This window comes from Mycobacterium sp. E787, from assembly GCF_001668725.1.
Taxonomy (GTDB): domain Bacteria; phylum Actinomycetota; class Actinomycetes; order Mycobacteriales; family Mycobacteriaceae; genus Mycobacterium.
Window position 1 is genome coordinate 64,341 of the sequence record NZ_LZKL01000124.1, and the last position, 23,692, is coordinate 88,032.

21 protein-coding genes and 1 tRNA gene are annotated in these 23,692 nt (G+C 68.1%); 9 read left to right on the forward strand and 13 right to left on the reverse strand.

Features of this window, described 5'->3' with window-relative positions; genetic code table 11:
* Positions 1–6: 6 nt before the first annotated feature.
* Entirely contained in the window at positions 7–1,248 is a 1,242-nt protein-coding gene (locus A5705_RS24555; protein WP_067877528.1) for a class I SAM-dependent methyltransferase, read from the reverse strand.
* A gap of 505 nt (positions 1,249–1,753) precedes the next feature.
* Here A5705_RS24555 and A5705_RS24560 point away from each other — a divergent pair.
* Positions 1,754–2,431 carry a TetR/AcrR family transcriptional regulator gene (locus tag A5705_RS24560; RefSeq protein ID WP_067877525.1) on the forward strand — a complete coding sequence of 226 codons (678 nt, stop codon included), beginning with the start codon at positions 1,754–1,756 and terminating at the stop codon, positions 2,429–2,431.
* 129 nt (positions 2,432–2,560) lie between these two features.
* A complete protein-coding gene (locus A5705_RS24565) occupies positions 2,561–3,289 on the forward strand; it encodes a TetR/AcrR family transcriptional regulator (RefSeq protein WP_067877522.1) in 729 nt (242 codons plus the stop codon).
* A gap of 98 nt (positions 3,290–3,387) precedes the next feature.
* Here A5705_RS24565 and A5705_RS24570 read toward each other — a convergent pair whose 3' ends face one another.
* Positions 3,388–3,750, reverse strand: a complete 363-nt coding sequence (locus A5705_RS24570; protein WP_067877519.1) for a PAS domain-containing protein — start codon at positions 3,748–3,750, stop codon at positions 3,388–3,390.
* A 138-nt stretch (positions 3,751–3,888) separates the two neighbouring features.
* Positions 3,889–5,448, reverse strand: a complete 1,560-nt coding sequence (metG, locus tag A5705_RS24575; RefSeq protein ID WP_068280546.1) for a methionine--tRNA ligase — start codon at positions 5,446–5,448, stop codon at positions 3,889–3,891.
* A 32-nt stretch (positions 5,449–5,480) separates the two neighbouring features.
* Here metG and A5705_RS24580 point away from each other — a divergent pair, with 32 nt between their 5' ends.
* The 5 genes from A5705_RS24580 to A5705_RS24600 all read left to right on the forward strand — a co-directional run bounded on the left by A5705_RS24580 (position 5,481) and on the right by A5705_RS24600 (position 11,467).
* Positions 5,481–6,332 (forward strand): TatD family hydrolase, encoded by an 852-nt coding sequence (locus tag A5705_RS24580; protein ID WP_068280548.1) that lies wholly within the window; start codon positions 5,481–5,483, stop codon positions 6,330–6,332.
* A gap of 174 nt (positions 6,333–6,506) precedes the next feature.
* A complete protein-coding gene (locus A5705_RS24585; protein ID WP_067877510.1) occupies positions 6,507–7,634 on the forward strand; it encodes a resuscitation-promoting factor in 1,128 nt (375 codons plus the stop codon).
* On the forward strand, positions 7,598–8,545 hold the full coding sequence (gene rsmA / locus A5705_RS24590; RefSeq protein ID WP_067877872.1) for a 16S rRNA (adenine(1518)-N(6)/adenine(1519)-N(6))-dimethyltransferase RsmA: 948 nt from the start codon (positions 7,598–7,600) through the stop codon (positions 8,543–8,545). The genes A5705_RS24585 and rsmA overlap by 37 nt, the downstream gene beginning before the upstream one ends.
* 68 nt (positions 8,546–8,613) lie before the next feature.
* Positions 8,614–9,576, forward strand: coding sequence for a 4-(cytidine 5'-diphospho)-2-C-methyl-D-erythritol kinase (locus A5705_RS24595; protein ID WP_068280596.1), 963 nt, complete (start codon positions 8,614–8,616; stop codon positions 9,574–9,576).
* A 256-nt stretch (positions 9,577–9,832) separates the two neighbouring features.
* The gene (locus tag A5705_RS24600) at positions 9,833–11,467 is read left to right on the forward strand and encodes a fatty acyl-AMP ligase (RefSeq protein WP_067877866.1); all 1,635 of its coding nucleotides are present in this window, start codon (positions 9,833–9,835) and stop codon (positions 11,465–11,467) included.
* Positions 11,468–11,572: 105 nt separating this feature from the next.
* On the opposite strand, the gene A5705_RS24605 is transcribed toward A5705_RS24600, so the two are convergent.
* The gene (locus A5705_RS24605) at positions 11,573–12,172 is read right to left on the reverse strand and encodes a TetR/AcrR family transcriptional regulator (protein ID WP_067877508.1); all 600 of its coding nucleotides are present in this window, start codon (positions 12,170–12,172) and stop codon (positions 11,573–11,575) included.
* A 117-nt stretch (positions 12,173–12,289) separates the two neighbouring features.
* Here A5705_RS24605 and A5705_RS24610 point away from each other — a divergent pair, with 117 nt between their 5' ends.
* Positions 12,290–13,855 (forward strand): NAD(P)/FAD-dependent oxidoreductase, encoded by a 1,566-nt coding sequence (locus A5705_RS24610; protein WP_067877506.1) that lies wholly within the window; start codon positions 12,290–12,292, stop codon positions 13,853–13,855.
* 22 nt (positions 13,856–13,877) lie between these two features.
* Here the strand turns inward: A5705_RS24610 and pth are convergent, their stop codons facing one another.
* From pth to A5705_RS27980, 4 genes are all read right to left on the reverse strand, one after another.
* Positions 13,878–14,453: an aminoacyl-tRNA hydrolase gene (gene pth / locus A5705_RS24615; protein ID WP_067877504.1), complete on the reverse strand. Its 576-nt coding sequence runs from the start codon at positions 14,451–14,453 to the stop codon at positions 13,878–13,880.
* A 12-nt stretch (positions 14,454–14,465) separates the two neighbouring features.
* Positions 14,466–15,128 (reverse strand): 50S ribosomal protein L25/general stress protein Ctc, encoded by a 663-nt coding sequence (locus tag A5705_RS24620; protein ID WP_067877501.1) that lies wholly within the window; start codon positions 15,126–15,128, stop codon positions 14,466–14,468.
* 147 nt (positions 15,129–15,275) lie between these two features.
* Complete coding sequence (locus A5705_RS24625; RefSeq protein WP_068280552.1) at positions 15,276–16,148, reverse strand: oxidoreductase; 873 nt, start codon at positions 16,146–16,148, stop codon at positions 15,276–15,278.
* A gap of 154 nt (positions 16,149–16,302) precedes the next feature.
* A complete protein-coding gene (locus tag A5705_RS27980) occupies positions 16,303–16,458 on the reverse strand; it encodes a hypothetical protein (RefSeq protein WP_156763218.1) in 156 nt (51 codons plus the stop codon).
* Here A5705_RS27980 and A5705_RS24630 point away from each other — a divergent pair.
* Positions 16,445–19,768: a LuxR family transcriptional regulator gene (locus A5705_RS24630; protein ID WP_068280599.1), complete on the forward strand. Its 3,324-nt coding sequence runs from the start codon at positions 16,445–16,447 to the stop codon at positions 19,766–19,768. The two genes, A5705_RS27980 and A5705_RS24630, sit on opposite strands and share 14 nt — an antisense overlap.
* Before the next feature lie 59 nt (positions 19,769–19,827).
* On the opposite strand, the gene A5705_RS24635 is transcribed toward A5705_RS24630, so the two are convergent.
* The 5 genes from A5705_RS24635 to A5705_RS24655 form a co-directional block, all read right to left on the reverse strand.
* A complete protein-coding gene (locus A5705_RS24635; RefSeq protein WP_067877495.1) occupies positions 19,828–20,478 on the reverse strand; it encodes an LpqN/LpqT family lipoprotein in 651 nt (216 codons plus the stop codon).
* Positions 20,475–20,825, reverse strand: a complete 351-nt coding sequence (arsC, locus tag A5705_RS24640; protein WP_068280555.1) for an arsenate reductase (glutaredoxin) — start codon at positions 20,823–20,825, stop codon at positions 20,475–20,477. The genes A5705_RS24635 and arsC overlap by 4 nt, the downstream gene beginning before the upstream one ends.
* A complete protein-coding gene (locus A5705_RS24645; RefSeq protein ID WP_067877489.1) occupies positions 20,826–21,806 on the reverse strand; it encodes a ribose-phosphate diphosphokinase in 981 nt (326 codons plus the stop codon).
* Positions 21,807–21,903: 97 nt separating this feature from the next.
* On the reverse strand, positions 21,904–23,391 hold the full coding sequence (gene glmU / locus A5705_RS24650; RefSeq protein WP_068280558.1) for a bifunctional UDP-N-acetylglucosamine diphosphorylase/glucosamine-1-phosphate N-acetyltransferase GlmU: 1,488 nt from the start codon (positions 23,389–23,391) through the stop codon (positions 21,904–21,906).
* A 107-nt stretch (positions 23,392–23,498) separates the two neighbouring features.
* Positions 23,499–23,570, reverse strand: a tRNA-Gln gene (locus A5705_RS24655).
* Positions 23,571–23,692: the final 122 nt, after the last annotated feature.

Below are 23,692 nucleotides of genomic sequence, written 5' to 3' on the forward strand. Positions count from 1 at the left end.
CGGCCCTCAGGGCTGCACGCCGCCGCTTAGCGCGTCGTGCAGCGCCGGAAGCGGAAAGACGAGTCGGCCGCCCCATTCGGCGAGGTAACCGAGCTGATCGGTCAGTTCGGTCTCGAGGTTCCACGGCAACGCCAGCACCACGTCTGGGCGGTCCTGGGCGATGCGCTCCACCGGGTATATCGGGATTCGGGTTCCCGGCGTGAAGCGACCGTGCTTGTAGGGGTTGCGGTCGACGGTGTATTCGAGGAGGTCGGTGCGGATCCCGCAGTAGTTGAGGAGGGTGTTGCCCTTGCTCGGCGCACCATAGCCGACAACGCGCTTGCCCTCGGCGCGGCACTGCAACAAGAAGCGCAGCAGCTCGTGCCGGATGGCTTCGGTCCGGGGACGCAGTCGCAGATAGCCGTCGACCTGGTGTAGTCCGGCCGCCTCCTCGGCGCGCATCACCTGATCCACCCGGTCGGTCGGCCGTCCGGCAATGTCCGCCGAGCGTGCCCAGATGCGTATGGACCCACCGTGGGTGGGCAGGAGCTCTACGTCGACCACGGCCAACCCGACGGTGGCCAATACGCAGATCGCCGAAAACAACGTGTAGTACTGGAAGTGCTCGTGGTAAATCGTGTCGAACTGCCCCAGCCGCACCAGGTTCAGCGCGTGGTGCACCTCGATGCTCAGCCAGCCGTCGTCATCCATCAATCTCCGCAGGGAACGGGTGAAGCCACGTACATCGGGTGTGTGCGCGTAAACATTGTTCGCGACAACCAAATCGGCCGGTCCGTATTCGTTGCGAATCTCGGCCGCGAGCTCCTCATTCAGGAAAGCCGATAACGTCGGGACATTCCGCTCGCGAGCGGCGGCCCCGACGTTGTCCGACGGTTCGATGCCCAGGCATGGCACGCCCGCCGCGACGACGTGTCGAAGCAGGTAGCCGTCATTGCTGCCGACCTCGATGACGCGCGAGTGCGGTCCGAGCCCGAGTCGTCCGATGGCCTCGTCGACGAAGTGCTTGGCGTGCTGCACCCGACTGTCCGAATAGGAAGCGAAGTAGGCGTATTCGGTGAACGTGTCCTCGGGCGTGATCGCTGCCGGTATCTGCAGCAGCAGGCAGTCCTCACACAACCGCAGGTGTAGCGGAAACGTCAGCTCCGGGCGATCGAGGTCGCGGGCGGCCAGGAACGTCTCACAACGTGGAGTGGCGCCGAGGTCCAGGACGCTGACCAGGCTGTCCGAGTCACATAACCGACAGAGCATCTGACTCCCCATTCTCTGCGCGGCGGTGTGGTCCCTCCGCGCGGTCCGCGTCTGCGATGCGGGTCGGCTGCTGCGGCCGTCGCGCACTGTCGTGAAGCAAATCGCCGAGCCGCCCGCACCCGCGGCGCTCGTCGGGGGAGGGGTCACCAGGTGCCGCCGGGCCGCAGGGGTGGCGAACAGACCTCGGACCAGGACAAACTATTAGCCACAGGACCCCTCCCAATCCATACTATTGGTCTCGGACATTCGCTAATTATGCACCGAAAGTATTTGCAAGTCCATCATCTCAATCCGGAGCGTTGAACCCCGCAGGGGGACGACCGGCTGCTAGCCTCAGAGGCGGTTGAGTGCTCGCTCGAGAACCGAGTTTGTGCCCTGCTCAGGAAGGCATCGCCAACATGAACACGATCGATCCGGCCCGTGACACAGGTCCCTGAACGATACTTCGCGTTTCTTTTCGGGAAGCGCGATCAAGCCGCGCTTCAGGGCTGAGTTCGCGGTTCCGATGACCACCCACTCGACCGACGGACGCGCCGACGCGACGCGGCGACAGATTTTGCGCGCCGCCTCGCACCAGTTTGCTCGACGGGCCTACCACGATGTCGGCCTCGACGACATCCTCGCCGATGCGGAACTGACCAAAGGCGCAATGTACTTCCATTTCCGGTCCAAGCACGCGTTGGCCGTGGCCATTATCGAACGGCAGACCGCCGTCGGCACGGTCGCGGTGGACGATCTGCTCAGTCGCGGACTGTCGGGCTTGGAGACCCTCATCGACTTCTCCTATCTGATCGCCGTCGCGGATATCCAAACCGACGGCGTGCGGGCCGGGCTCAACCTGCTCGAGTCGGTCGGTCGGTCGGAAGGGCTGCAGAAGCGACTTCTGGAGGAATGGGCCAAGGCCCTGTCCGGAGTCGTCGAGCAGGCCATCGCGGAGGGCGACATCGACCAGCACTGTGATCCCCAGGATCTGGGGCGCCTGATGGTCTCCCTGCACATGGGGCTGCGGCAGACGAGCAGTCTCGAAGAGCCGGAACGTTTCCTGCAGGACTTGGAGAAGTGCTGGCTTCTGTTGCTGACCGGCATCTTGCAGGCGGGTCGGATCGACTACTTCCGCCAGTTCCTGAGGCGACGCGCGGCGCTGGCGATCACGGCCAGCTCGACGGGACCGGATTCCGACTAGTGCGCGAATCGCGCGGCGGGACCGCGTGGCGGCGGCTGTTACGCTTACCTGCCTGGCCGGAAGATTTGTGAACACATCGAGATCCGGGACCCCAAGCACAATCGATGGAACTCCGGAGGTGTAGACGCAATGGCGCGCCAGGTTCGGTCGGAAGCCACCCGCCGAAGAATCCTCGACGCCGCGATCGACGTATTCGGCGAGGTCGGCTACGCGGCGGCCGGCTGGAACACGATCATCGAGCGGACGGGGATGACCAAGGGGGCCCTCTACCACCACTTCGACTCGAAGGAATCGCTGGCATCCGCCATCATCGAGGAGGGCTCGGAGACAATACTCGCCGCGTTCCGCAACGTCTGCGGCTCGTCATCGCCGGCGCTCGAAAACATGATTCACGGCACGTTCACGATCGCGAACGCGCTCACCTCTGACAAAACGGCCGGCTCGGCTGAGCAATTGACGGCTGCCTTGAGCGGTTTCAACGAAGCGGCCACGCACTTCTGCACGAACCTGATTGAGCTGATGGCCGCCCAGGCTCGCAGGGCGAGCGCCGAAGGCGACCTGCGACCGGATCTCGATGCCGAAGCGGTCAGCGAGTCGATCATCGGCGCCATGTTCGGAACGCGCCTGCTGTTCCACGCGATCGCGGCCAAGGGTGTCGCGGCGCGCGGTGAAGACCGGGCCGTCGCCGATCGCCTGGCCGGCCCCCCGACCCGATTCTGGGAACTCATCCTCGCCGGCATCGTCACGGAGGCGTCGCTTCCTTACTTCCGTGAATTTCTTGCGCGCGAGGCCCTCCGCCACGGCCGCCCGTCCGAACCGCCATCCGCCGGCGCCGCTTCGGTGCCGGAGGTCGGCTAGGCGAGACGGGCCGATATCGCGATCGGGTAGGTTCGCCCGAGACGCCCTCACGCCAGGTATCCAATTGCGCCGCAGCGCCGCCTGACCGGCGGCCAACTCTAATGCTCGTGCACCCACAATTGCTCGGTCAGATCCTGGAAGGCCGCAAGGGCGAACTGATCGTCCGCCCGCATGAGTGCCGACCTGCTCATCAAAGCTCGCACGACCGAACCGTCTTTGTGCGCCAATTTGACGACCATGTTCGCGAGGGCATGAACGACCGGAAGCAGCGATTCCGACCCCGAGGCTTCATAGAAAATCTCCTGAAACCGCAGGGACAGAACCTCTTCCGGCGTGCGGCCCACCATCTCGGCGAACGCGCTATTGGTGAACAGGATGCTGCCGTCATGCGCGACGGCGAGCACCGGAATAGGCACTCTCTCCAGGACGACCAACGCGGGCAACTCCTGCAACGCAGTCATCGGCGATTGACCGTGTTGCGGGTTTCGTCGTCGCTCCACACGCCGATTATGGACTACGAAATGGGGCCATTCAGGTGCCCCTTTCCCACACCCTCACGATTCCCGCTCAACGGGTTTGCTGGACGACTCCGCTACCGGTCACTCGCTGTCGGAAGAGGGCGGCGGCTGGTACCGCGGGAACACGCCGGCCGGCGCCGGTAACGCGGTGCCCGGAACCAGTCGCGCGCCGATCGCCGCGAAAGCGCGTCGGTCGTGGTCCTGCCCGAGCAGATCCAGCAGCCTTCCGGCCGAGTCCGGCATGACGGGCTGCACCAGCAGCGCCGCGATGCGCACGGCCTCGCAGGTGGTGTAGAGCACGGCGCGAAACCTGGCCTGATCGGCCTCGGATTCGCTCTTGCGCAGGACCCACGGCTGCTGGGCGGAGAAGTACCTGTTCGCCTCCCCGAGCATCAGCCAGATCGCCTCGAGCGCCAGGTGCATCGCTTGGGCGTCGAAGTTGGCGCGCACGCGCTCGAGCAGGCCGTCGGCGGCCGCCAGCAGCTCACGGTCCGCGGCGCTCAATTCGCCCGGGTCGGGCACCACGCCGCCCAGATTCTTGGCCACCATCGACAGCGACCGCTGCGCCAGGTTGCCCAGCTCGTTGGCCAGGTCGGTGTTGATGCGGGTGATGATCGCCTCTTCGCTGTAGCTGCCGTCCTGGCCGAACGGCACCTCGCGCAACAGGAAGTAGCGCACCTGATCCAGCCCGAAGGTCTCGACCAGGGCGTCCGGGGCGACGCTGTTGCCCACCGACTTGCTCATCTTCTCGCCGCGGTTGAGCAAAAACCCGTGCGCAAAAACCCGGCGCGGCAGCTCGATTCCCGCCGACATCAAAAACGCGGGCCAGTAGACGGTGTGGAACCGGATGATGTCCTTGCCGATCATGTGCAGGTCCGCGGGCCAGTAGCGGCGGAACAGCTCGGAGTCGGTGTCGGGGTAGCCCACGCCGGTCAGGTAGTTGGTCAGCGCGTCGACCCAGACGTACATGACGTGGTCGGGGTGCTCGGGCACCTGCACCCCCCAGTCGAACGACGTCCGCGAGATCGACAGGTCGCGCAGGCCGCCGGAGACGAAGCTGACCACCTCGTTGCGCCGCACCTCGGGGGCGATGAAGTCGGGGTTCGCCTCGTAATGGGCCAGCAGCTTGTCCGCGTACGCCGAGAGCCGGAAGAAATAGGTCTGCTCCTCGGTCCAGGTCACCGGCGTGCCGGTCTCGACGGCGATCCGGGTCCCGCCCACCACTTCGGTTTCCGATTCGACGAAGAAGCGCTCGTCGCGCACCGAGTACCACCCCTTGTAGGCGTCGAGGTAGATGTCGCCCGCGGCGACCATCCGTCGCCAGATCTCCTTGGACGCCTCGTGGTGGTCGGGGTCGGTGGTGCGGATGAACCGGTCGAAGGAGATGTTGAGCCGCTCCTGCAGGCGCTCGAAGACGTCGGAGTTGCGGCGGGCCAGGTCGGCGGTGGGCAGCCCCTCGGCCGCCGCGGCCTGGGCGACCTTGAGGCCGTGCTCGTCGGTGCCGGTCAGGAACCGCACGTCGAAACCGTCGAGCCGCTTGAACCGCGCGATCGCGTCGGTGGCGATGTACTCGTACGCGTGCCCCAGGTGCGGCGCGGCGTTGGGGTACGTGATCGCGGTGGTGACGTAGTAGGGCCTCATCGAGACTCACCCTATTGGGTGGCCCCTATTGTGTGGCGGTGAGCTCCAACCGCTCTGGTGCACGAGAAGCGCCGCCGGCGCCCGAGCCGCTGGCGCCCTTGGTCGACGCGCACACCCATCTCGACGCGTGCGGGGCGCGGGACGCCGACGGCGTGCGGGCCATCGTCGACCGCGCGGCGGCCGTCGGGGTGGGCGCGGTGGTCACCATCGCCGACGACCTGGACTCGGCGCGCTGGGTGGCGCGGGCCGCCGAGTGGGATCCCCGCGTCTACGCCGCCGTGGGGTTGCACCCGACCCGCGCGAACGCGCTGGACGACGCCGCCCGAGCCGAGATCGAGCGACTGGCCGCCCTGCCCAGGGTGGTGGCCGTCGGCGAAACCGGAATGGACCTGTACTGGCCCGGCCGCCTGGACGGCTGCGCGGAGCCCGCCGCGCAGCGGGAGGCGTTCGCCTGGCACATCGAGCTGGCCAAGCGGTGCGGGAAACCGCTGATGATCCACAACCGGGACGCCGACGCCGCGGTCCTCGACGTGCTGGCCGCCGAGGGCGCCCCGGACGCCGTGATCTTCCACTGCTTTTCGTCGGACGCGGCGATGGCCCGCCGCTGCGTGGACGCCGGATGGTTGCTCAGCCTGTCGGGGACCGTGAGCTTCCGCAACGCCCGCGCGCTGCGCGACGGCGTGCCGCTGATACCGCTGGAACAGCTTTTGGTGGAAACCGACGCGCCATTTCTGACCCCGCATCCCTATCGCGGGTCAGCGAACGAGCCGTACTGCCTTCCTTATACTGTGCGGGCGATCGCTGAACTGCTGGATCGTCGCCCCGAAGACGTGGCGCGAATGACGACCAGCAATGCTCGCCGGGTGTATGGGCTGGCCTCGTGACCTGCGTGCCCGACGGGTGATTTGGCTGACAATGCTGCGCCGGAGTTGCCCAACATTGGCCGGTTCGTTACCGTCTTGTGATCGTACGGTGGGGGCCTGATGGCCCCGCTGTCGTTTTTGTGATTTTCCTGCTGAGTGGTTCGTGACTTGTTGCTGAGGTCGGGGTAGCACGCGTTGACTGTATTGACAAAACTTCATCAAAATTCATCACCCACATTGCGCCTCCTGGTCGGGGCGCTGCTGTTGACCTTGGGATGCGCCGGTGGGCTCGCGGTGTCCGCGTCCAAGACGGTGACGCTGACGGTCGACGGCGTCGCGATGCGGGTGACGACAATGAAGTCGCGGGTGATCGACATCGTCCGGGAGAACGGCTACAACGTCGACGAGCGCGACGACCTGTACCCGGCCGCCGATGTGCAGGTCCACGACGCCGCCGACATCGTCCTGCGGCGCAGTCGGCCCCTGCAGATTTCGCTGGACGGCCGCGACGCCAGGCAGGTGTGGACGACGGCGTCGACCGTCGACGAGGCGCTGGCGCAGCTCGCCATGACCGACACCGCCCCGGCGGCCGCCTCGCGCGGCAGCCGGGTGCCGCTGGCGGGGATGACGCTGCCGGTCGTCAGCGCCAAGACGGTGCAGATCAACGACGGGGGCGCGGTCCGCACCGTGCACCTGCCGGCGCCCAACGTGGCGGGGCTGTTGAACGCCGCCGGCGCGCCGCTGCTGGAGAGCGACCAGGTGACACCCGGCGCCGCCTCGCCGATCGTCGACGGGATGCAGATCCAGGTGACCCGCAACCGGATTCAGCGGATCACCGAGCGGATTCCGCTGCAGCCGCCGGCGCGCCGGATCGAGGACCCTGGGATGAACGTCAGCCGCCAGGTCGTCGAGGACCCGGGCAGCCCGGGTATGCAGGACGTGACGTTCGCGGTGGCCACGGTCAACGGCGTCGAGACGGGGAGGCTGCCGGTCGCCAACACGGTGATCACCCCGGCCCGTGAGGCGGTGGTGCGCGTGGGCACCAAGCCCGGCACCGATGTGCCCCCGGTGAGCAACGGGTCGGTCTGGGACGCCATCGCGGGCTGCGAGGCCGGCGGCAACTGGGCGATCAACACCGGCAACGGGTATTACGGGGGTGTGCAGTTCGACCAGGGCACGTGGGAGCGCAACGGCGGGCTTCGGTTCGCCCCGCGCGCCGACCTCGCCACCCGCGAAGAGCAGATCGCCATCGCCGAGGTGACCCGGCAACGCCAGGGCTGGGGCGCCTGGCCGGTGTGCAGCGGAAGAGCTGGTGCAAGCTGACCATCCGGCTCCTCGGGCGTACCGAGATCAGGCGGCTGGCCAAAGAACTGGAATTTCGGCCACGGAAGTCACTGGGGCAGAACTTCGTCCACGACGCCAACACGGTGCGCCGGGTGGTTGCGGCGTCCGGCATCGGCCGGTCCGACCACGTCCTCGAGGTCGGTCCCGGCCTCGGTTCGCTGACGCTGGCGCTGCTGGACCGGGGCGCCACCGTCACCGCCGTGGAGATCGACCCGGTGCTGGCCGGCCGGCTGCCGCAGACGGTCGCCGAGCATTCGCACAGTGAGGCCCAGCGGCTGACGGTCCTCAACCGCGACGTGTTGACCCTGCGCCGCGCCGAGGTGTCCGGCGAACCCACCGCCCTGGTCGCCAACCTGCCCTACAACGTGGCGGTTCCGGCGTTGCTGCATCTGCTCGCCGAATTCCCGTCCATTCGTGTCCTCACGGTGATGGTGCAGGCCGAGGTGGCAGAGCGGCTCGCCGCCGAGCCGGGCGGCAAGGACTACGGCGTGCCCAGCGTGAAGATCCGGTTCTTCGGGCGGGTGCGTCGGTGCGGCATGGTGTCGCCGACCGTCTTCTGGCCGATTCCGCGCGTCTATTCCGGTTTGGTTCGCATCGACCGGTATCCGACCTCGCCGTGGCCGACCGACGAGGCGTTCCGGCGGCGGGTGTTCGAGCTGGTGGACATCGCGTTCGCCCAGCGGCGCAAGACGTCGCGCAACGCGTTCGCCGAGTGGGCGGGCTCGGGCAACGAATCGGCGAATCGGTTGCTGGCCGCCAGCATCGACCCGGCCCGTCGCGGCGAGACCCTGTCGATCGACGACTTCGTGCGATTGTTGCGGCGGTCCGGCGACGCACACGGCCCCGATGACACACTGCCGCACGTCCCGGGCCATGCTTCGGCGAGCTGACCGGGCGCAGTTGCGTGTGGTTCGCCTGCCGCAGCGATAGTCTGCTGCCGTGGCTGACGGGGCTTATCGTGTCTGACGGCAACACCGCCGCGCAGTGGGTGCCTACAGGGTCCGTCACGGTGCGCGTGCCCGGGAAGGTCAACCTGTACCTGGCGGTGGACGATCGCCGCGAGGACGGCTACCACGAGCTGACGACGGTGTTCCAGGCCGTTTCGCTGCTCGACGAGGTGACCGTTCGCAACGCCGACGTGCTGACGCTCGAGCTCGTCGGGGAGGGCGCCGGGACGCTGCCCACCGACGAGCGGAACCTCGCCTGGCGGGCGGCCGAGCTCATGGCCGACCACGTCGGCCGGGCGCCCGACGTCTCGATCATGATCGACAAGTCCATTCCGGTGGCCGGCGGCATGGCGGGCGGCAGCGCCGACGCGGCGGCGGTGCTGGTCGCGATGAACTCGCTGTGGGAGCTCAACGTGCCGCGCCGCGACCTGCACATGCTCGCGGCACGGCTGGGCAGTGACGTGCCGTTCGCGCTGCACGGCGGCACCGCGCTGGGAACCGGGCGCGGCGAGGAGCTGGCCACCGTGCTGTCGCGCAACAGCTTCCACTGGGTGCTGGCGTTCGCGCATGGCGAGCTGCTCACCCCGGACGTCTTCGCCGAGCTGGACCGGCTGCGGGAGGCCCCCCGAAAGGGCAAGGTTCCGCCGCGGCTCGACGAGCCCGGCCCGGTGCTGGCGGCCCTGGCGGCCGGGGACCCGGAGCAGCTGGCCCCCCTGCTGGGCAACGAGATGCAGGCGGCCGCGGTGAGCCTGAACCCCGCCCTGCGCAACGCCCTGCGCGCCGGCGTCGAGGCCGGCGCCCTGGCCGGCATCGTGTCCGGCTCGGGGCCGACGTGCGCGTTCCTGTGCACGTCGGCGGCCGAGGCGGTCGACGTCGGGACCCGGCTGTCGGGCGAAGGCGTCTGCCGCACCGTCCGCGTCGCCAGCGGGCCGGTGCCGGGCGCCCGCGTGGTTCCGGCGTCGACCGGGGTGTGAGATCCCACTCACAGCGCGCCACGGTTTGGCAGTTACTTAAGAGGAGTTTAAGATAACTCGCGGTGACGAGCAGCGGTGAGCACGACCAATCCATTCCGTTGTCCGCCGGGCATCCCGGCGGACTCCTCGGCTCATCACCGGTTCGAGACCTAACCGCTGCGCAACTGTGCTCGCGCGCCTGCTACACAGCGGCGCCCAGCGGGCGGAACATGAGAATCCGGACCTTGCGGAGATTGCCGGAACCGAGGAGGTTTTTGTGAGCAGGTTTACCGACAAGATGTTCCGCAATGCGCGCACCGCGACGACGGGCATGGTCACCGGTGAACCGCACGCACCCGTCCGGCACACCTGGGGCGAGGTGCACGAGCGCGCCCGCCGCATCGCCGGCGGCCTGGCCGCCGCGGGCATCGGCCTCGGCGACGCCGTCGGCGTGCTCGCCGGCTTCCCGGTGGAGATCGCCCCGACGGCGCAGGGGCTGTGGATGCGCGGCGCCAGCCTGACCATGCTGCACCAGCCGACGCTGCGCACCGATCTCGCGGTGTGGGCCGAGGACACCATGACCGTCATCGGCATGATCGAGGCCAAGGCCGTCATCGTCTCCGAGCCCTTCCTGGTCGCCATCCCGGTGCTCGAGGAGAAGGGCATCAAGGTCCTGACGGTCGCCGAGCTGCTGGCGTCGGAGCCGATCGACCCGGTCGAGGTGGGCGAGGACGACCTTGCGCTGATGCAGCTGACGTCCGGTTCGACCGGTTCGCCCAAGGCCGTCCAGATCACCCACCGCAACATCTACTCCAACGCCGAGGCGATGTTCATCGGCGCGCAGTACGACGTCGACAAGGACGTCATGGTGAGCTGGCTGCCCTGCTTCCACGACATGGGCATGGTCGGCTTCCTGACCATCCCGATGTACTTCGGCGCGGAGCTGGTCAAGGTCACCCCGATGGACTTCCTGCGAGACACGCTGCTGTGGGCCAAGCTCATCGACAAGTACAAGGGCACCATGACCGCGGCGCCCAACTTCGCCTACGCGCTGCTGGCCAAGCGGCTGCGCCGCAACGCCAAGCCGGGCGACTTCGACCTGTCGACCCTGCGGTTCGCGCTGTCCGGCGCGGAGCCCGTCGAACCCGCCGACGTCGAGGACCTGCTCGACGCGGGCAAGCCGTTCGGCCTGCGGCCCTCGGCGATCCTGCCGGCCTACGGCATGGCCGAGACGACGCTGGCCGTGTCGTTCTCGGAGTGCAACGCCGGCCTGGTCGTCGACGAGGTCGACGCCGACCTGTTGGCGGCCCTGCGCCGGGCCGTGCCCGCCACCAAGGGCAACACGCGGCGGCTGGCCACGCTGGGTCCGCTGCTGAAGGACCTCGAGGCGCGCATCATCGACGAGAACGGCAACGTGATGCCCGCGCGCGGCGTCGGCGTCATCGAGCTGCGCGGCGAGTCGCTGACGCCCGGCTACCTCACCATGGGCGGCTTCATCCCGGCCCAGGACGAGCACGGCTGGTACGACACCGGCGACCTCGGCTACCTCACCGAACAGGGCCACGTCGTGGTCTGCGGCCGCGTCAAGGACGTCATCATCATGGCCGGCCGCAACATCTACCCGACCGACATCGAGCGGGCCGCCGGGCGCGTCGAGGGGGTCCGGCCGGGCTGCGCGGTCGCGGTGCGCCTGGATGCCGGCCACTCCCGCGAGACGTTCGCCGTCGCGGTCGAGTCCAACGCCTGGCAGGACCCGGCCGAGGTGCGCCGCATCGAGCACCAGGTCGCCCACGAGGTGGTGGCCGAGGTCGACGTGCGGCCGCGCAACGTCGTGGTGCTCGGTCCCGGCACCATCCCGAAGACGCCGTCGGGCAAGCTGCGCCGCTCCACGTCGGTCAGCCTGGTCAGCTAGCTTTCGTCGGCCGCGCCGCCCTTGCGGCGAGCGTGCGCACATTGCCATGGTTTGCGGCGTGTCGTCGTACCGACACGCACGCTCGCCATAGCGGAGGACTCCGCGTCACGCCAGCGGGGCCAGCCCCGACCGCACGAGGTCCAGGCACTCGGCGGTGATCGCCGCCAAACTTCCGGTGCAGCCGTCTCGCCCCCAACTCTCCACCGCGACGACCAGCGCCGCGGCCAGCGTGGCGCCCGCGACTTTGGCGATCAGATCGATGTTCGCCATGTCGGGGTGGCGCTGGGTGACGAAGTCGGTGAACACCGCGGCGAACGACGACTGAACCACGCGCAGATGCCCGGCGATCTGCTCGCCGGTGATCAGTTCGGCACGGGCCAGCGCGGCCTGCCGGACCACTTCGACGTCGTGGGGGAAGCTTTCGACGCTGGCAAACACCGCCTCGAACAGCGACTCGGAGCGCGGACGCCGCGCGAGCGCGTCGGCCAGCCATTCCACCTGGGTGTCGTAGTCCTGGAACAGCACGGCTTCCTTGGAGGGAAAGTGCCGGAAGAAGGTGCGCTCGGTGACTCCGGCTTCCCGCGCGAGCTCCTGCACCGTGACGTTGCCGAACCCCTCGCTGGCGAACCTCTTCAAGGCCACCTGCCGCAGCGCCTCGTGGGTCCTGCTGTGGCGCAGCTTGTGCAGATTCGTCCGCTCGCTCATACCTCGCATCCCATCACACGGGACGAACTGTCAGTCCCGACGCCTTTTCAATTGAGTCAGTACTGACATATATTGAGGACCGCCGGTGACGGGTGCCTCGTAGAAGGAGCATCAGCGATGACGGATTATGACGCGATCGTGGTCGGGGCCGGCCACAACGGGTTGACCGCGGCGGCGGTTCTGCAGCGCGCCGGCATGCGCACGCTGTGCCTGGAGGCCAACACCTACAGCGGCGGAATGGCGGCCACGGTCGAGTTGATCGACGGATTCCGTTACGAGATAGCCGGCTCGGTGCAATTCCCCACCGCCCCCGCGATCACCAAAGAGCTCGGGCTGGACACGCTGCCCACCGTCGACGCCGAAGTCCAGTCGGTCAATCTCGGCGACAACGGCGAAGAACCCATGATCTTTTACCGCGATCCGATGAAGCTGATGACCCACCTCGCCGAGAAACTCGGGACCGACGCCGTCACGGGCATGGCCGAGATGATCGGCTGGAGCCAGGGGCCGGCGAAAGCGCTGGGCCGCTTCGAGGTGCGCACGCCGCCCAAGACGATCGACGAGATGTACGCCTGCGCCGCAAACGAATTCGAGCGCAGGGCCATCCACGAGGTGCTGTTCGGGACGGCGATGGACGCCATCGACCGCTTCCTGCCCGACAAGGACAAGCATGCGGTGCTGCGCGGGATGCTCGCCTTCCTCGCCATCAACTCCACGTACCGCGGGCCCTACACCCCCGGCAGCGCAACATGTTTGGCGTTCGCGCTCGCCGTCCCGAACGAGGGCGCGGCCATGATGACGAAGCTCGAGGGCGGGATCGGCGCACTGGGCCAGCACCTGCACGACCTGTTCGTCGCACACGGGGGCGAGATCAGGTATCGCGCCAAGGTCGAGAAGATACTCGTCGACGACTTTTCCGTGACCGGCGTGCGACTGAAGGACGGCTCCCAGATCAGCGCGCCCATCGTCGTGTCGAACCTGTCGCCCGACTTGACCCTGATCGACCTGGTCGGCGCCGAGCATCTGCCCGCCGACCTGGTCACCCGGCTCAGCGGGCGCGACCACCGGGCGTCGTTCGTTCAAATCCACTTCGCGCTCGACGGCTTGCCGGAATTCGCCCCGCCCTACGACTTTCTCAACGAACCCGGGATGCAGTCGTCCATCGGCATCTTCGGCTCGCCGGAAGAACAGCAGCGCCAATGGGAGGAGTGCAGGAGGGGGATCATCCCCGACAACCCGTCGATGGGCATGCAGATACCGTCCGTCCACGATCCCGGCATGGCGCCCCCGGGCAAGCACGCGGCGAGCGCGTTCGCCTACGCGTTCCCGGTGGAAACGAGCCGCGACCTGCACGGTCAACTCAAGAACGTGATGGCGGAGAAGGTCATCGACAAGATCACCCGCTACGCACCCAACTTCCGCGACATCCAGATCCGGCACATCACGTTCGCGCCCTATCACATGCAGACGATGTTCGCCGCGCCCTCCGGCGACTTCTGCCACGGCCTCCTGCATCCGGACCTGATGGGGCCCAACCGGCCCGGGCCCAAGGGCTTCCTCGACATGCCCATCGGCATCGACGGGCTGTACCTGGGTGGCGCGGGATGCCATGGGGGCCCGGGGATCACGTTCACCCCCGGCTACAACGCGGCCCACCAGGCGCTGGAGGACATCTCGCGGTGACCGCGCAGAAACCGGCGGTCGCCTACCAGGCGTGGACGCGGTTCTGCGCCGGCTCCAGGCCCAGTTCGATGAGCAACTCGGTGGCGTCGGCGGCCTGTTCGCAGATCGTCGGGACCTCGGCGCGCTCGGCGGCGGTGAAGTTCTCCAGCACGAAGGCCGCCGGGTCCTTGCGACCGGGCGGCCGGCCTATCCCGATGCGCACACGCTGAAAGTCCTTGCTGCCCAACGCCGCCGCCACCGAACGCAGCCCGTTGTGGCCGCCTTCACCGCCGCCGATCTTGAGCCGGATGTTGCCGAACTCCAGGTCAAGGTCGTCGTGGATGACGATGATGTCAGCCGGGGCAACCGAGTAGAACTTCGCCAGCGGCCCCACCTGGCGGCCGGACTCGTTCATGAAACACCGCGGCTTCGCCAGCAACACCGCGCGCCCGGCCAGCCGGCCGCTGACAACCTCCGCGCCGGATTTCTTGTGCGGCTTGAACTTCGCGCCCAGCCGCGCCGCGAGCAGGTCGGCGACCATGAACCCGAGGTTGTGCCGGGTGCGGGCGTAGTTGTCTCCGGGATTGCCCAGGCCGACCACCAGAAGCGGTTCGGCCACGTCGCGAACCGCCTACTCGGACTCGTCGCCGGAGGCCTCGGCCTCGCCGCCCTCTTCGGCCGCGGGGGCCGCTGCTTCGCCCTCGGCGGCCTCGCCGGCACCCTCTTCCGCGAGGTCCGCGGCCGTCGGCGCGTTCACCACGTTGACCACCAACAGGTCGGGGTCGGACACCAGGCTGACGCCCTTCGGCAGCGTGATCTGCCCGGCGGTGAACTGGGTGCCCGGAGGCGCGTCTTCGACGGACACGGTCAGCTGCTCGGGAATCGACATGGCCTCGGCCTCGATCTCGATGGTGTTGGTCTCCTGGGTGACCAGGGTGTCGGGACCGGCCTCGCCCTCGACGACGACGTTGACCTCCACGTGGACCTTCTCACCGCGGCGCACGACCACCAGGTCGGCGTGCTGAATGGTGCGGCGGATCGGGTGGATGTCGAGCGCCTTGGTCAGCGCCAGCTGTTCCTTGCCGGCGATGTCGAGCGTCAGCACCGCGTTGGTGCCCGAGTGCCGCAGCACCGCCGCGTAGTCGTGGCCGGGCAGTTCCAGGTGCTGGGGCTCGGCGCCGTGACCGTACAGGACGGCGGGAATCTTGCCGTCGCGCCGGGCCCGGCGCGACGCGCCCTTGCCGGTCTCGGTACGCACCGTCACCGCGAGTTGGTTGACTGCTGACTTGGCCATCGTGTCGCTCCTGTGTGCTTCTCGTTCGGGGCACGGCCAGGTCGCGACTCAAGAGTCGGTCTCCGTCGATAACGGTGTGCTAGCACCCTCGCCGTGACGCCCGGCCAGGGTAGCGCATCGGTACGGCAGAGCGGAAATTGAACTCGGCTACAACGGAAATTTGGTGCCCGTGAGCTGCTCGGACAGCTCCCACAGCTTGGTCGCGGTGGCGGCGTCTCGCGCCCGACGGCTGCGCGCGACCGGTTGGGTCCGGCCGAGGTAGCCGAAGCGGGGTCCGACGAACGTGTCACCCGGCAGGTCCTGCGAGGCCGCGTACAGGGTCTGCCGGGCGCCGTAGTCGGCGTCGGTGGCCACCACCCGGGTGGCGGCCGACATCAGCGCGTCGCCCAACCTGCGGCCCGAGGCGCCCTGCAGGTTGGTGTGCGAGTAGCCGGGGTGGGCGGCCAGCGCCCGCAACGGCGACCCCGCCGCATCGAGTCGCCGCTGCAACTCGCTGGTGAACAGCAGGTTGGCCAGCTTCGACTGGCTGTAGGCCAGCCAGGGGGAGTAGCGCCGGTTCTTCCAGTTCAGGTCGTCGAAGTCGATGCGACCCGGCCAGTGCGCCATCGACGACACCGTGACGACGCGGTCGGTGAGCCTGGGCAGCAGCAGGTTGGTCAGCGCGAAGTGACCGAGATGGTTGGTGCCGATCTGGCTCTCGAAGCCGTCGGCGGTCAGCGCGTACGGCGCGGCCATGATGCCGGCATTGTTGATCAGCACGTCGACGTCGGAGTCCACCCCGTCGGCGAACTCGCGCACCGACGACAGGTCCTGCAGGTCGAGCCGGCGCACCTCGATGTCCCCGCTCATCTGCCGCGCGGCGGCGTCGCCCTTGCCCGTGTTGCGGATGGCCATGACGACCTTGGCGCCCCTGGCCGCCAGCTCGCGGGCCGTCACCGCGCCCAGCCCGCTGTTGGCGCCGGTGATGATCACGGTGCGCCCGGCGAAAGACGGCAAATCCGCGGCGGTCCAGTCGGTCATGCCTGCCAACAGTAGTGACGTCAAATCGCAGCGGCACGGTGGTGGGCCAGGTGATGACGTCATCCCCGGCCACGGGCCGGGGCCGGCCAGGCGCGCGTTGGGCATTCGGCGGGTGATCCCCGGGTTCGGGCTTCGCTTGCATCGATTGTGGTCATCAACCGACCATCTGGCGCCCTGCGGGCAAGACCATCCGCCGCAGCGCATAAATCCGCGCGCGGTGGACCGCGCAGACCACGCGCGCCCCGCCGGAGGGGATCTGCGCGTTATGGCCGATGTTTTGCCGCATGTCGGCGCCGATGCTGGCTACCATGAGCCAACATGCGGAGATGCCGCAGCTGACCTGGAGCGATTTGGGCGTGGGCGAGTTGCTGCCGACGGGCACGGTGACGTTGCTGCTGGGCGACGTCGAGGGCTCGACGCGGTTGTGGGAGACCGAGCCGGAGCAGATGGCGGCCGCGCTGACCCAGCTGAACCGGACGGTCGACGAGGCCGTCGCCGCTCACGACGGGGTCCGCCCCGTCGAGCAGGGCGAGGGCGACAGCTTCGTCGCCGCGTTCGCACGCGCCTCCGATGCGGTGGCCTGCGCGCTGGCGTTGCAACGGGCGCCGCTGGCCCCGATCCGGCTGCGCATCGGAATCCACACCGGCGAGATCCAACTGCGCGACGACGCTAACTACGCGGGCCCGACGATCAACCGCACGGCGCGGCTGCGTGATCTGGCGCATGGCGGTCAGACGGTACTGTCGGGGGCGACCGAACCGATGATCCTGGATCGCTTGCCCGACGGGGTGTGGCTGGCCGATCTGGGCAGCCACGCGTTGCGGGATCTGCCCCGGCCGGAGCGCGTCGTGCAGCTGTGCCACCCCGATCTGCGCAACGACTTCCCGCCACTTCGCGTCCGCCGGGCAGTCGTGTCGCACAACTTGCCGGCCCAGTTGACCAGCTTCGTCGGGCGCCGGGCTCAAATGGCCGAACTGCGAGATGCCGTCACTGCAAACCGGCTCCTCACGCTGACCGGCGCGGGAGGTGCCGGCAAAACTCGACTCGCCGTCGAAGTCGCCTCGCGGCTCGCGGACGAGTTCGCCGACGGAGTGTGGTACGTCGATCTGGCACCGGTCACCATCCCGGGGATGGCGCCGGTGACCGTGGCGCGCACGCTGGGTCTGCCGGATCAGCCGGGCCGCTCGACGATGGACCTGCTCAAGCGGTTCTTCGGCGACAAGGCGGTATTGCTGCTCCTGGACAATTGCGAGCATCTGCTCGACGCGTGCGGGAGCCTGGTTGTCGAATTGCTTGCGGCCTCACCGCACCTCACGATCCTGACCACCAGCCGCGAACCACTCGGCGTGCCGGGTGAGTTGAGCTGGCGGGTGCCGTCGCTGTCACTCGAGGACGAGGCGATCGAGTTGTTCACCGACCGCGCCCGACGTGTCCGCCCGGAATTCGTTGTGACCGAGTCGAACAGAGCGCTGGTCGAAGAGATCTGCCGACGGCTCGATGGCATGCCGTTGGCACTCGAGCTCGCCGCGGCACGGGTCCGGGCGCTGTCGTTGCGCCAGATCGTGGACAGCCTGCACGACCGGTTCCGGCTGCTCACCGGCGGCGCACGCACGGCCGTGCGGCGGCAGCAGACGCTGCGGGCGTCGGTGGATTGGTCGCACGCGCTGCTCACCGAGCCGGAGCGAATCCTGTTCCGCCGGTTGGCGGTTTTCGCCGGCGGATTTGACCTGGAGGCCGCCCAGCCCGTCGCCGCCGGCACTGCGGCCGAAAGCTATCAGTTGCTCGACCAACTGGGCCTGCTGGTCGACAAGTCGCTGGTGGTGGCCTTTGAGCCTGGCACCGGCACCGGGATGAGATACGGGTTGCTGGAGACCGTGCGCCAGTACGCTCAGGAAAAGCTCGGCGAGTCCGGCGAGGCTGACGAGGTGCGCACCCGCCACCGCGACCACTACTCGGCCACGGCCGCCGACCTGGAAGCGCGCGGCCACAGCCACGACGACGAGCTGCTGGAGTGGGCGCAAACCGAAATCGACAATCTGAGGGCCGCATTCGCGTGGAGCCGCGAACATTCGGAGTTCGCGACGGCCCTGCAGCTCGTCGAATCGCTGCGCCCGTTATGGTTGCGAGCCGGCCGTGTCAAAGAGGCGCTGATTGGTCTGGACGCCCTTTTGGCTGACGAGAGCCAGACACAGGTGTCGCCCGAAGTCTGGGTTGGCATGGTGACCCAGCGAGCGATTCTCGCGGCGTGGGCGGGCGTACCGACGGACTTGGATCAGGCACGGCAGGCGCTGGCGATGGCCCGTCGACTCGACGACCCCGCGCTCGTCACTCGGGCGCTCATCGCATGCGGCCGACACGCATACCAAGACGCCGAGGCCGCGCGAGCCTACTTCGGCGAGGCAAATGACCTGGCCCGGGCCAACTCCGATAGATGGAGCCAGTGCCAGATCTTCGGCTACGAGGCGGCCGCGGCGTCCGTCGCCGGTGAGCCCGTCGCGGCGTGTGCCGCCGCCGAACGGGGACGCGACCTTGCTGACGCTTTAGGTGATCGATTCTTCTCGCGGCACTGCCGAGCTTGGTTGTCGATGGGGTTGGGGATGCGCGGAGATATGGCGGGCGGCATGGAAGTCAGCACTGCGCTGGCCGACGAGGCCGAGGCGGCCGGCGACCTCACGATGAAGGTTTACGGTCATGTCTGTGTCGGCATAATCAATGCGTTTCGGGGTGATGCGGCCGCGGCCTATGAGGCGGCCCAATCGGCCCTGGACGCCGCGGAGGCGATCGGCGGATTGCTGGAAGACACGGTTTACGCCGTTTTCGCGGAAGCCGCTCTGACCGACGGCGACGCTGTTGCCGCAGCGCGGGCGGTCCAGAACGCGTGGAAGCACACCAATCCCCAGCGCGAGTCCTTCACCGCACTCGTCACCCCGATGGCCGAGGTCGCACTCGCGTGTGGTGATCTGGCGCCGGCGCGCCGTTGGGCCGACGACGGCGTCGCCGCTGCATCGGGCTGGTATCGGCTGAAGGCACTGACGCTGCGCGCTTATATCGCCATCGCGCAGGGCAATCCCGAACAGGCCGAGCGCGACGCCCACGACGCCCTCGCCTTGGTCCTCCGCACCGGCGCCTACCTTCGGGTGGCCGATACCCTGGAATGCCTCGCCCGCCTGGCTGCCGGCAGCGGCAACCACCCGTATGCGGCGCGCCTGTTCGGTGCCGCGGCGGCGATCCGGGAGCGCCTGGGGCAGGCCCGCCGGCCGATGTATCAAGCCGGCTACGATTCCGCGGTCAATGCCGTTCGGGACTCGTTGGGGCAGAAAGACTTCGACGCTATCCGGGCCGAAGGTGCCGCACTGTCCACCGAGGAGGCGATCGCCTACGCCCAGCGCGGCCGCGGCGAACGCAAGCGTCCCCCCAGCGGCTGGGGATCGCTGACTCCCATGGAAAACGATGTGGTGGCTCTGGTGCGGGAAGGGCTGGGCAACAAGGAGATCGGCGCACGGCTGTTTGTCTCCCCGCGCACGGTGCAGAGCCACCTCACCCACGTCTACGCCAAGCTCGGCTTGACCTCGCGTGTTCAGCTCGTCCAGTTGTCGCTCGAAGGCGGACAAAAGACATAGTGCCCTCCGCCCAGTGACTTCTGTGACGAAGGTGACTGCGCTAGCCCGCCGCGCGCGAATCACTTTGCCGCGACGACGAATCCGTGGATGATCGACTCGATGTCGGGCGCCTGCGCGGCCGCCTGGTCGGCGCGGCCGGTGATGGTCAGCTGGACCAGGTAGCGCTGGTTCGCGGGCGGCGATCCGGTGGGCAGGACGATCCGGTTCCAGCTGTGCAGCCGCGTGCCGTCGAGGTCGTAGCTGCCCTGGATCATCGACGAGGGAAAGCCGTTGTAGTTCGCAGTCGAGGCGTCCAGCTGCTTGAAGTCCTCGAACAGCTGGGCGTCGTCGTTGCCGTGCTTGATCACCTGGGCCGGGTCGAAATCCCCTCCCGTCAATTTGAAGACCACCAGCCGGGCTGTCGGATACTTGCCGCCCTTGGAGATGATCACCGTCTCCTTGGCGATGTTCGGGCTGGTAAACGGCGACCAGCCCGGTGGTGTCGGTATCGACACGGTCAGATCCGGCAGCGAGCCCGGCGCGACCTGTTGGCCGTTGACGCCGATGTTCTGCAGGTACTGCGACAGCGGAACGGGCTTGCCCGTCGTCGTGGTGGTAGTGCCGGCGGTCGAACTCGTGGTCCAAACCGACTGGTAGTCAGGCGCTTTCGGTGGTGAACAGGCGCACAGCAGCACAGCCGCCACCGCCAGGGCGCCGGGCAGCGCCTTCACAGAATCTCGCGCACCGCGTCGATCGGCCGCGCCAGCCGGGTGCCCTTCGGTGTGACGACAAACGGCCGCTCGATCAGGATCGGATGCTCGGCCATCGCGTCGAGCAGTTGATCGTCGGTCGCATCGGCGAGACCGAGCTCGGCGTAGAGCGGTTCGCGCTTGCGCACGGCGGTGCGTACGTCGATGCCGGCGTCGCGGATCATGCGAAGGAGGTCGGCCCGCGACGGCGGTGTCTTCAGGTACTGGACGACGGTCGGCTCAACGCCGTTGTCCCGCAACAAATCCAGCGTCTTGCGTGAGGTGCTGCATTTGGGGTTGTGGTAGATGACGGTGTCGCGCGAACCCATCTACGCGTCCCCGTCGAAAAGCCCTGTCACGGAGCCGTTTTCGAACACGGCGCGGATGGTGCTGGCCAGCAGCGGCGCAATGGACAAGACGGTGAGCTGCGGGAAACGCTTCTCCTCGCCGATCGGGAGCGTGTTGGTGACGATGACCTCACGCGCGCCGCACGCCGCCAGCCGCTCGGCGGCCGGGTCGGAGAGCACGCCGTGGGTGGCCGCGATCACCACGTCGCTGGCGCCGTCTTCGCGCAACAGGTTGACCGCGCCGGCGATGGTGCCGCCGGTGTCGATCATGTCGTCGATCAGGACGCAGGTGCGGCCTTCGACTTCGCCGACGACGCGGTTGGAGACCACCTGGTTGGGCACCCGCGGGTCGCGGGTCTTGTGGATGAAGGCCAGCGGAACCCCGCCCAGCGCGTCGGCCCATTTCTCGGCGATGCGCACCCGGCCGGAGTCGGGGGAGACCACCACCATGTTGCCGTCGGGGTAGTTGTCCTTGATGTAGCCGGTCAGCAGGTTCTGACCGCGCATGTGGTCGACGGGCCCGTCGAAGAAACCCTGGATCTGGTCGGTGTGTAGGTCGACCGTCACGATCCGGTCGGCGCCGGCGGTCTTCAGCAGGTCGGCGACCAGCCGCGCCGAGATGGGCTCGCGGCCGCGGTGCTTCTTGTCCTGGCGCGCGTAGGGGTAGAACGGCATGACCGCCGTGATCCTCTTCGCACTGCCCCGCTTGAGCGCGTCGATCATGATCAGCTGTTCCATCAGCCAGTTGTTGACCGGCGCGGGATTGGATTGCAGGACAAAGGCGTCGCAGCCGCGCACCGATTCGTGGAACCGAACGAAGATCTCGCCGTTGGCGAATTCCCGGGCCGTCTGGGCGGTGACGTGGACGTCGAGTTCCTTGGCGACCTGTTCGGCCAGCTCGGGATGCGCGCGGCCGGAAAAAAGCATCAGATTTTTTCGATTATCGGTCCAGTCGTGGCTCAACGCACTGCCCTGCCTCGGGATCGAAATGGAAGCCCCATCGTACGTAGCGAATCGTACGGAACTGTGGCCGGGTTGCCAGGGACCAAACTCACGGTGTCTATTCGGGCTCTGAATTCTCGGAATCTTCCTCGGCGGCCTCGGCGGCCTCGGCGGCCGCTTTCTCCGCCGCTTGGGCCGCCGCGCTGCCCGGCCGCTTGCGCTGCACCCAGCCCTCGATGTTGCGTTGCGGCCCCGCCGACACCGCCAGCGCCCCGGGCGGGACGTCCTCGCGCACGACGGTGCCGGCGCCCGTGTAGGCCCCGTCGCCGACGGTCACCGGCGCGACGAACATGGTGTCCGACCCGGTGCGCACGTGTGAGCCGATCGTGGTGCGCCGCTTGGTTTCGCCGTCGTAGTTGACGAACACGCTGGACGCGCCGATGTTGCTGTGCTCGCCGATGTCGGCGTCGCCGACGTAGGTCAGGTGCGGCACCTTGGTGCCCGTCCCGATGTTGGAGTTCTTGGCCTCGACGAACGCGCCGAGCTTGCCGTCGGAGCCCAGCGCCGTCCCTGGCCGCAGGTAGGTATACGGGCCGACGGCGGCGCCGTCCCCGATCGACGAGGACGTGCCGTGCGTGCGCACCACCGACGCGCCGTCGCCGACGGTGACGTCGGTCAGCGTGGTGTCGGGGCCGACGACGCAGCGGCCCCCGACACGCGTGCGCCCGAGCAGCTGGGTGCCGGGATGGATCACGGTGTCGCGGCCGATCGTGACGTCGACATCGATCCAGGTGGTGGCCGGATCGACGATGGTCACGCCGGACAGCTGGTGGGCGGCGACGATGCGACGGTTCAGCTCGGCGCCCAACTCGGCCAGCTGCACCCGGTTGTTGACGCCGGCCACCAGCGCGCTGTCGGCGACGTGCAGGGCGTGCACGATCCGGCCGTCGCCGCGGAGGATGGCTACGACGTCGGTCAGGTAGAGCTCCTGCTGGGCGTTGTTGGCGCTCAGCCGGCTCAGCGCCGAGCGCAGCGGCTCGATGTCGAAGGCGTAGACGCCCGCGTTGACCTCGTGGATCTCGCGTTGCGAGGGCGTCGCGTCGGCGTGCTCGACGATCGCCGTGACCTCGTCGTCCTGGGTGCGCAGGATGCGGCCGTAGCCGGACGGATCGCTCAGCGTCGTGGTGAGCACCGTCGCGGCGGCCGCGCCCGCGCCGTGGGTGGCGATCAGGCCGGCCAGCGTGTCGGCGTCGAGCAGCGGCGTGTCGCCCGAGGTGACGACCACGACTCCGGCGTAATCGTCGGGCAGGGCGGACAGGCCGCACAGCACCGCGTGGCCGGTGCCCAGCGGCCGGTCCTGCAGCGCCACGTCGATCGTGCGTCCCAGGTGGTCGGCCAGCCCGGTGACGAGCGGCTCGATGCGTTGGTGCTCGTGTCCGAGGACCACCACCAGATGCCGGGGGGCCACCTTGGCGACGGCGTGCAGCGAATGCGACAGCATGCTGCGGCCGGCGATCGTGTGCAGCACCTTCGGGGTGTCCGACCGCATTCGGGTGCCGGGTCCGGCCGCGAGAACCAGGACCGCGGTATCACCACGAAGCGACATGCAACTCTCCTCAACCGTCGGCGCGAGTGCGCGTGTTCGTACGCCGACACGCCGTCAAGCGTGGCATTTCAGGCACGCTCGAGGCAAAGAACCTGGCCTTCTTGGGGCTCCGTCGCCAGGACTCGAACCTGAACTCTCAGAACCAAAATCTGATGTGCTGCCGATTACACCACGACGGATTGCTCACTCACAGGGCGCAGGCGCCACCATGAGACTCTAGACGGGGCGGTTCCGGTGCGCCGAACCGATACGCTGATTGACGTGGCCGTTCTCGACGCCTCCACGCAAAAGGAGCCCGACA

Excerpts from the sequence above, each read along its gene's own strand:
- A5705_RS24560 (WP_067877525.1), top strand. The coding sequence starts at position 1,754 with ATGACCACCCACTCGACCGACGGACGCGCCGACGCGACGCGGCGACAG.
- A5705_RS27980 (WP_156763218.1), bottom strand. The coding sequence starts at position 16,458 with ATGGTAGCCAGCATCGGCGCCGACATGCGGCAAAACATCGGCCATAAC.
- A5705_RS24605 (WP_067877508.1), bottom strand. The coding sequence starts at position 12,172 with ATGAGCGAGCGGACGAATCTGCACAAGCTGCGCCACAGCAGGACCCAC.
- arsC (WP_068280555.1), bottom strand. The coding sequence starts at position 20,825 with ATGGGTTCGCGCGACACCGTCATCTACCACAACCCCAAATGCAGCACC.
- A5705_RS24610 (WP_067877506.1), top strand. The coding sequence starts at position 12,290 with ATGACGGATTATGACGCGATCGTGGTCGGGGCCGGCCACAACGGGTTG.
- A5705_RS24625 (WP_068280552.1), bottom strand. The coding sequence starts at position 16,148 with ATGACCGACTGGACCGCCGCGGATTTGCCGTCTTTCGCCGGGCGCACC.
- A5705_RS24555 (WP_067877528.1), bottom strand. The coding sequence starts at position 1,248 with ATGCTCTGTCGGTTATGTGACTCGGACAGCCTGGTCAGCGTCCTGGAC.
- glmU (WP_068280558.1), bottom strand. The coding sequence starts at position 23,391 with ATGTCGCTTCGTGGTGATACCGCGGTCCTGGTTCTCGCGGCCGGACCC.
- A5705_RS24620 (WP_067877501.1), bottom strand. The coding sequence starts at position 15,128 with ATGGCCAAGTCAGCAGTCAACCAACTCGCGGTGACGGTGCGTACCGAG.
- A5705_RS24630 (WP_068280599.1), top strand. The coding sequence starts at position 16,445 with ATGCTGGCTACCATGAGCCAACATGCGGAGATGCCGCAGCTGACCTGG.
- A5705_RS24570 (WP_067877519.1), bottom strand. The coding sequence starts at position 3,750 with ATGACTGCGTTGCAGGAGTTGCCCGCGTTGGTCGTCCTGGAGAGAGTG.
- A5705_RS24565 (WP_067877522.1), top strand. The coding sequence starts at position 2,561 with ATGGCGCGCCAGGTTCGGTCGGAAGCCACCCGCCGAAGAATCCTCGAC.
- metG (WP_068280546.1), bottom strand. The coding sequence starts at position 5,448 with ATGAGGCCCTACTACGTCACCACCGCGATCACGTACCCCAACGCCGCG.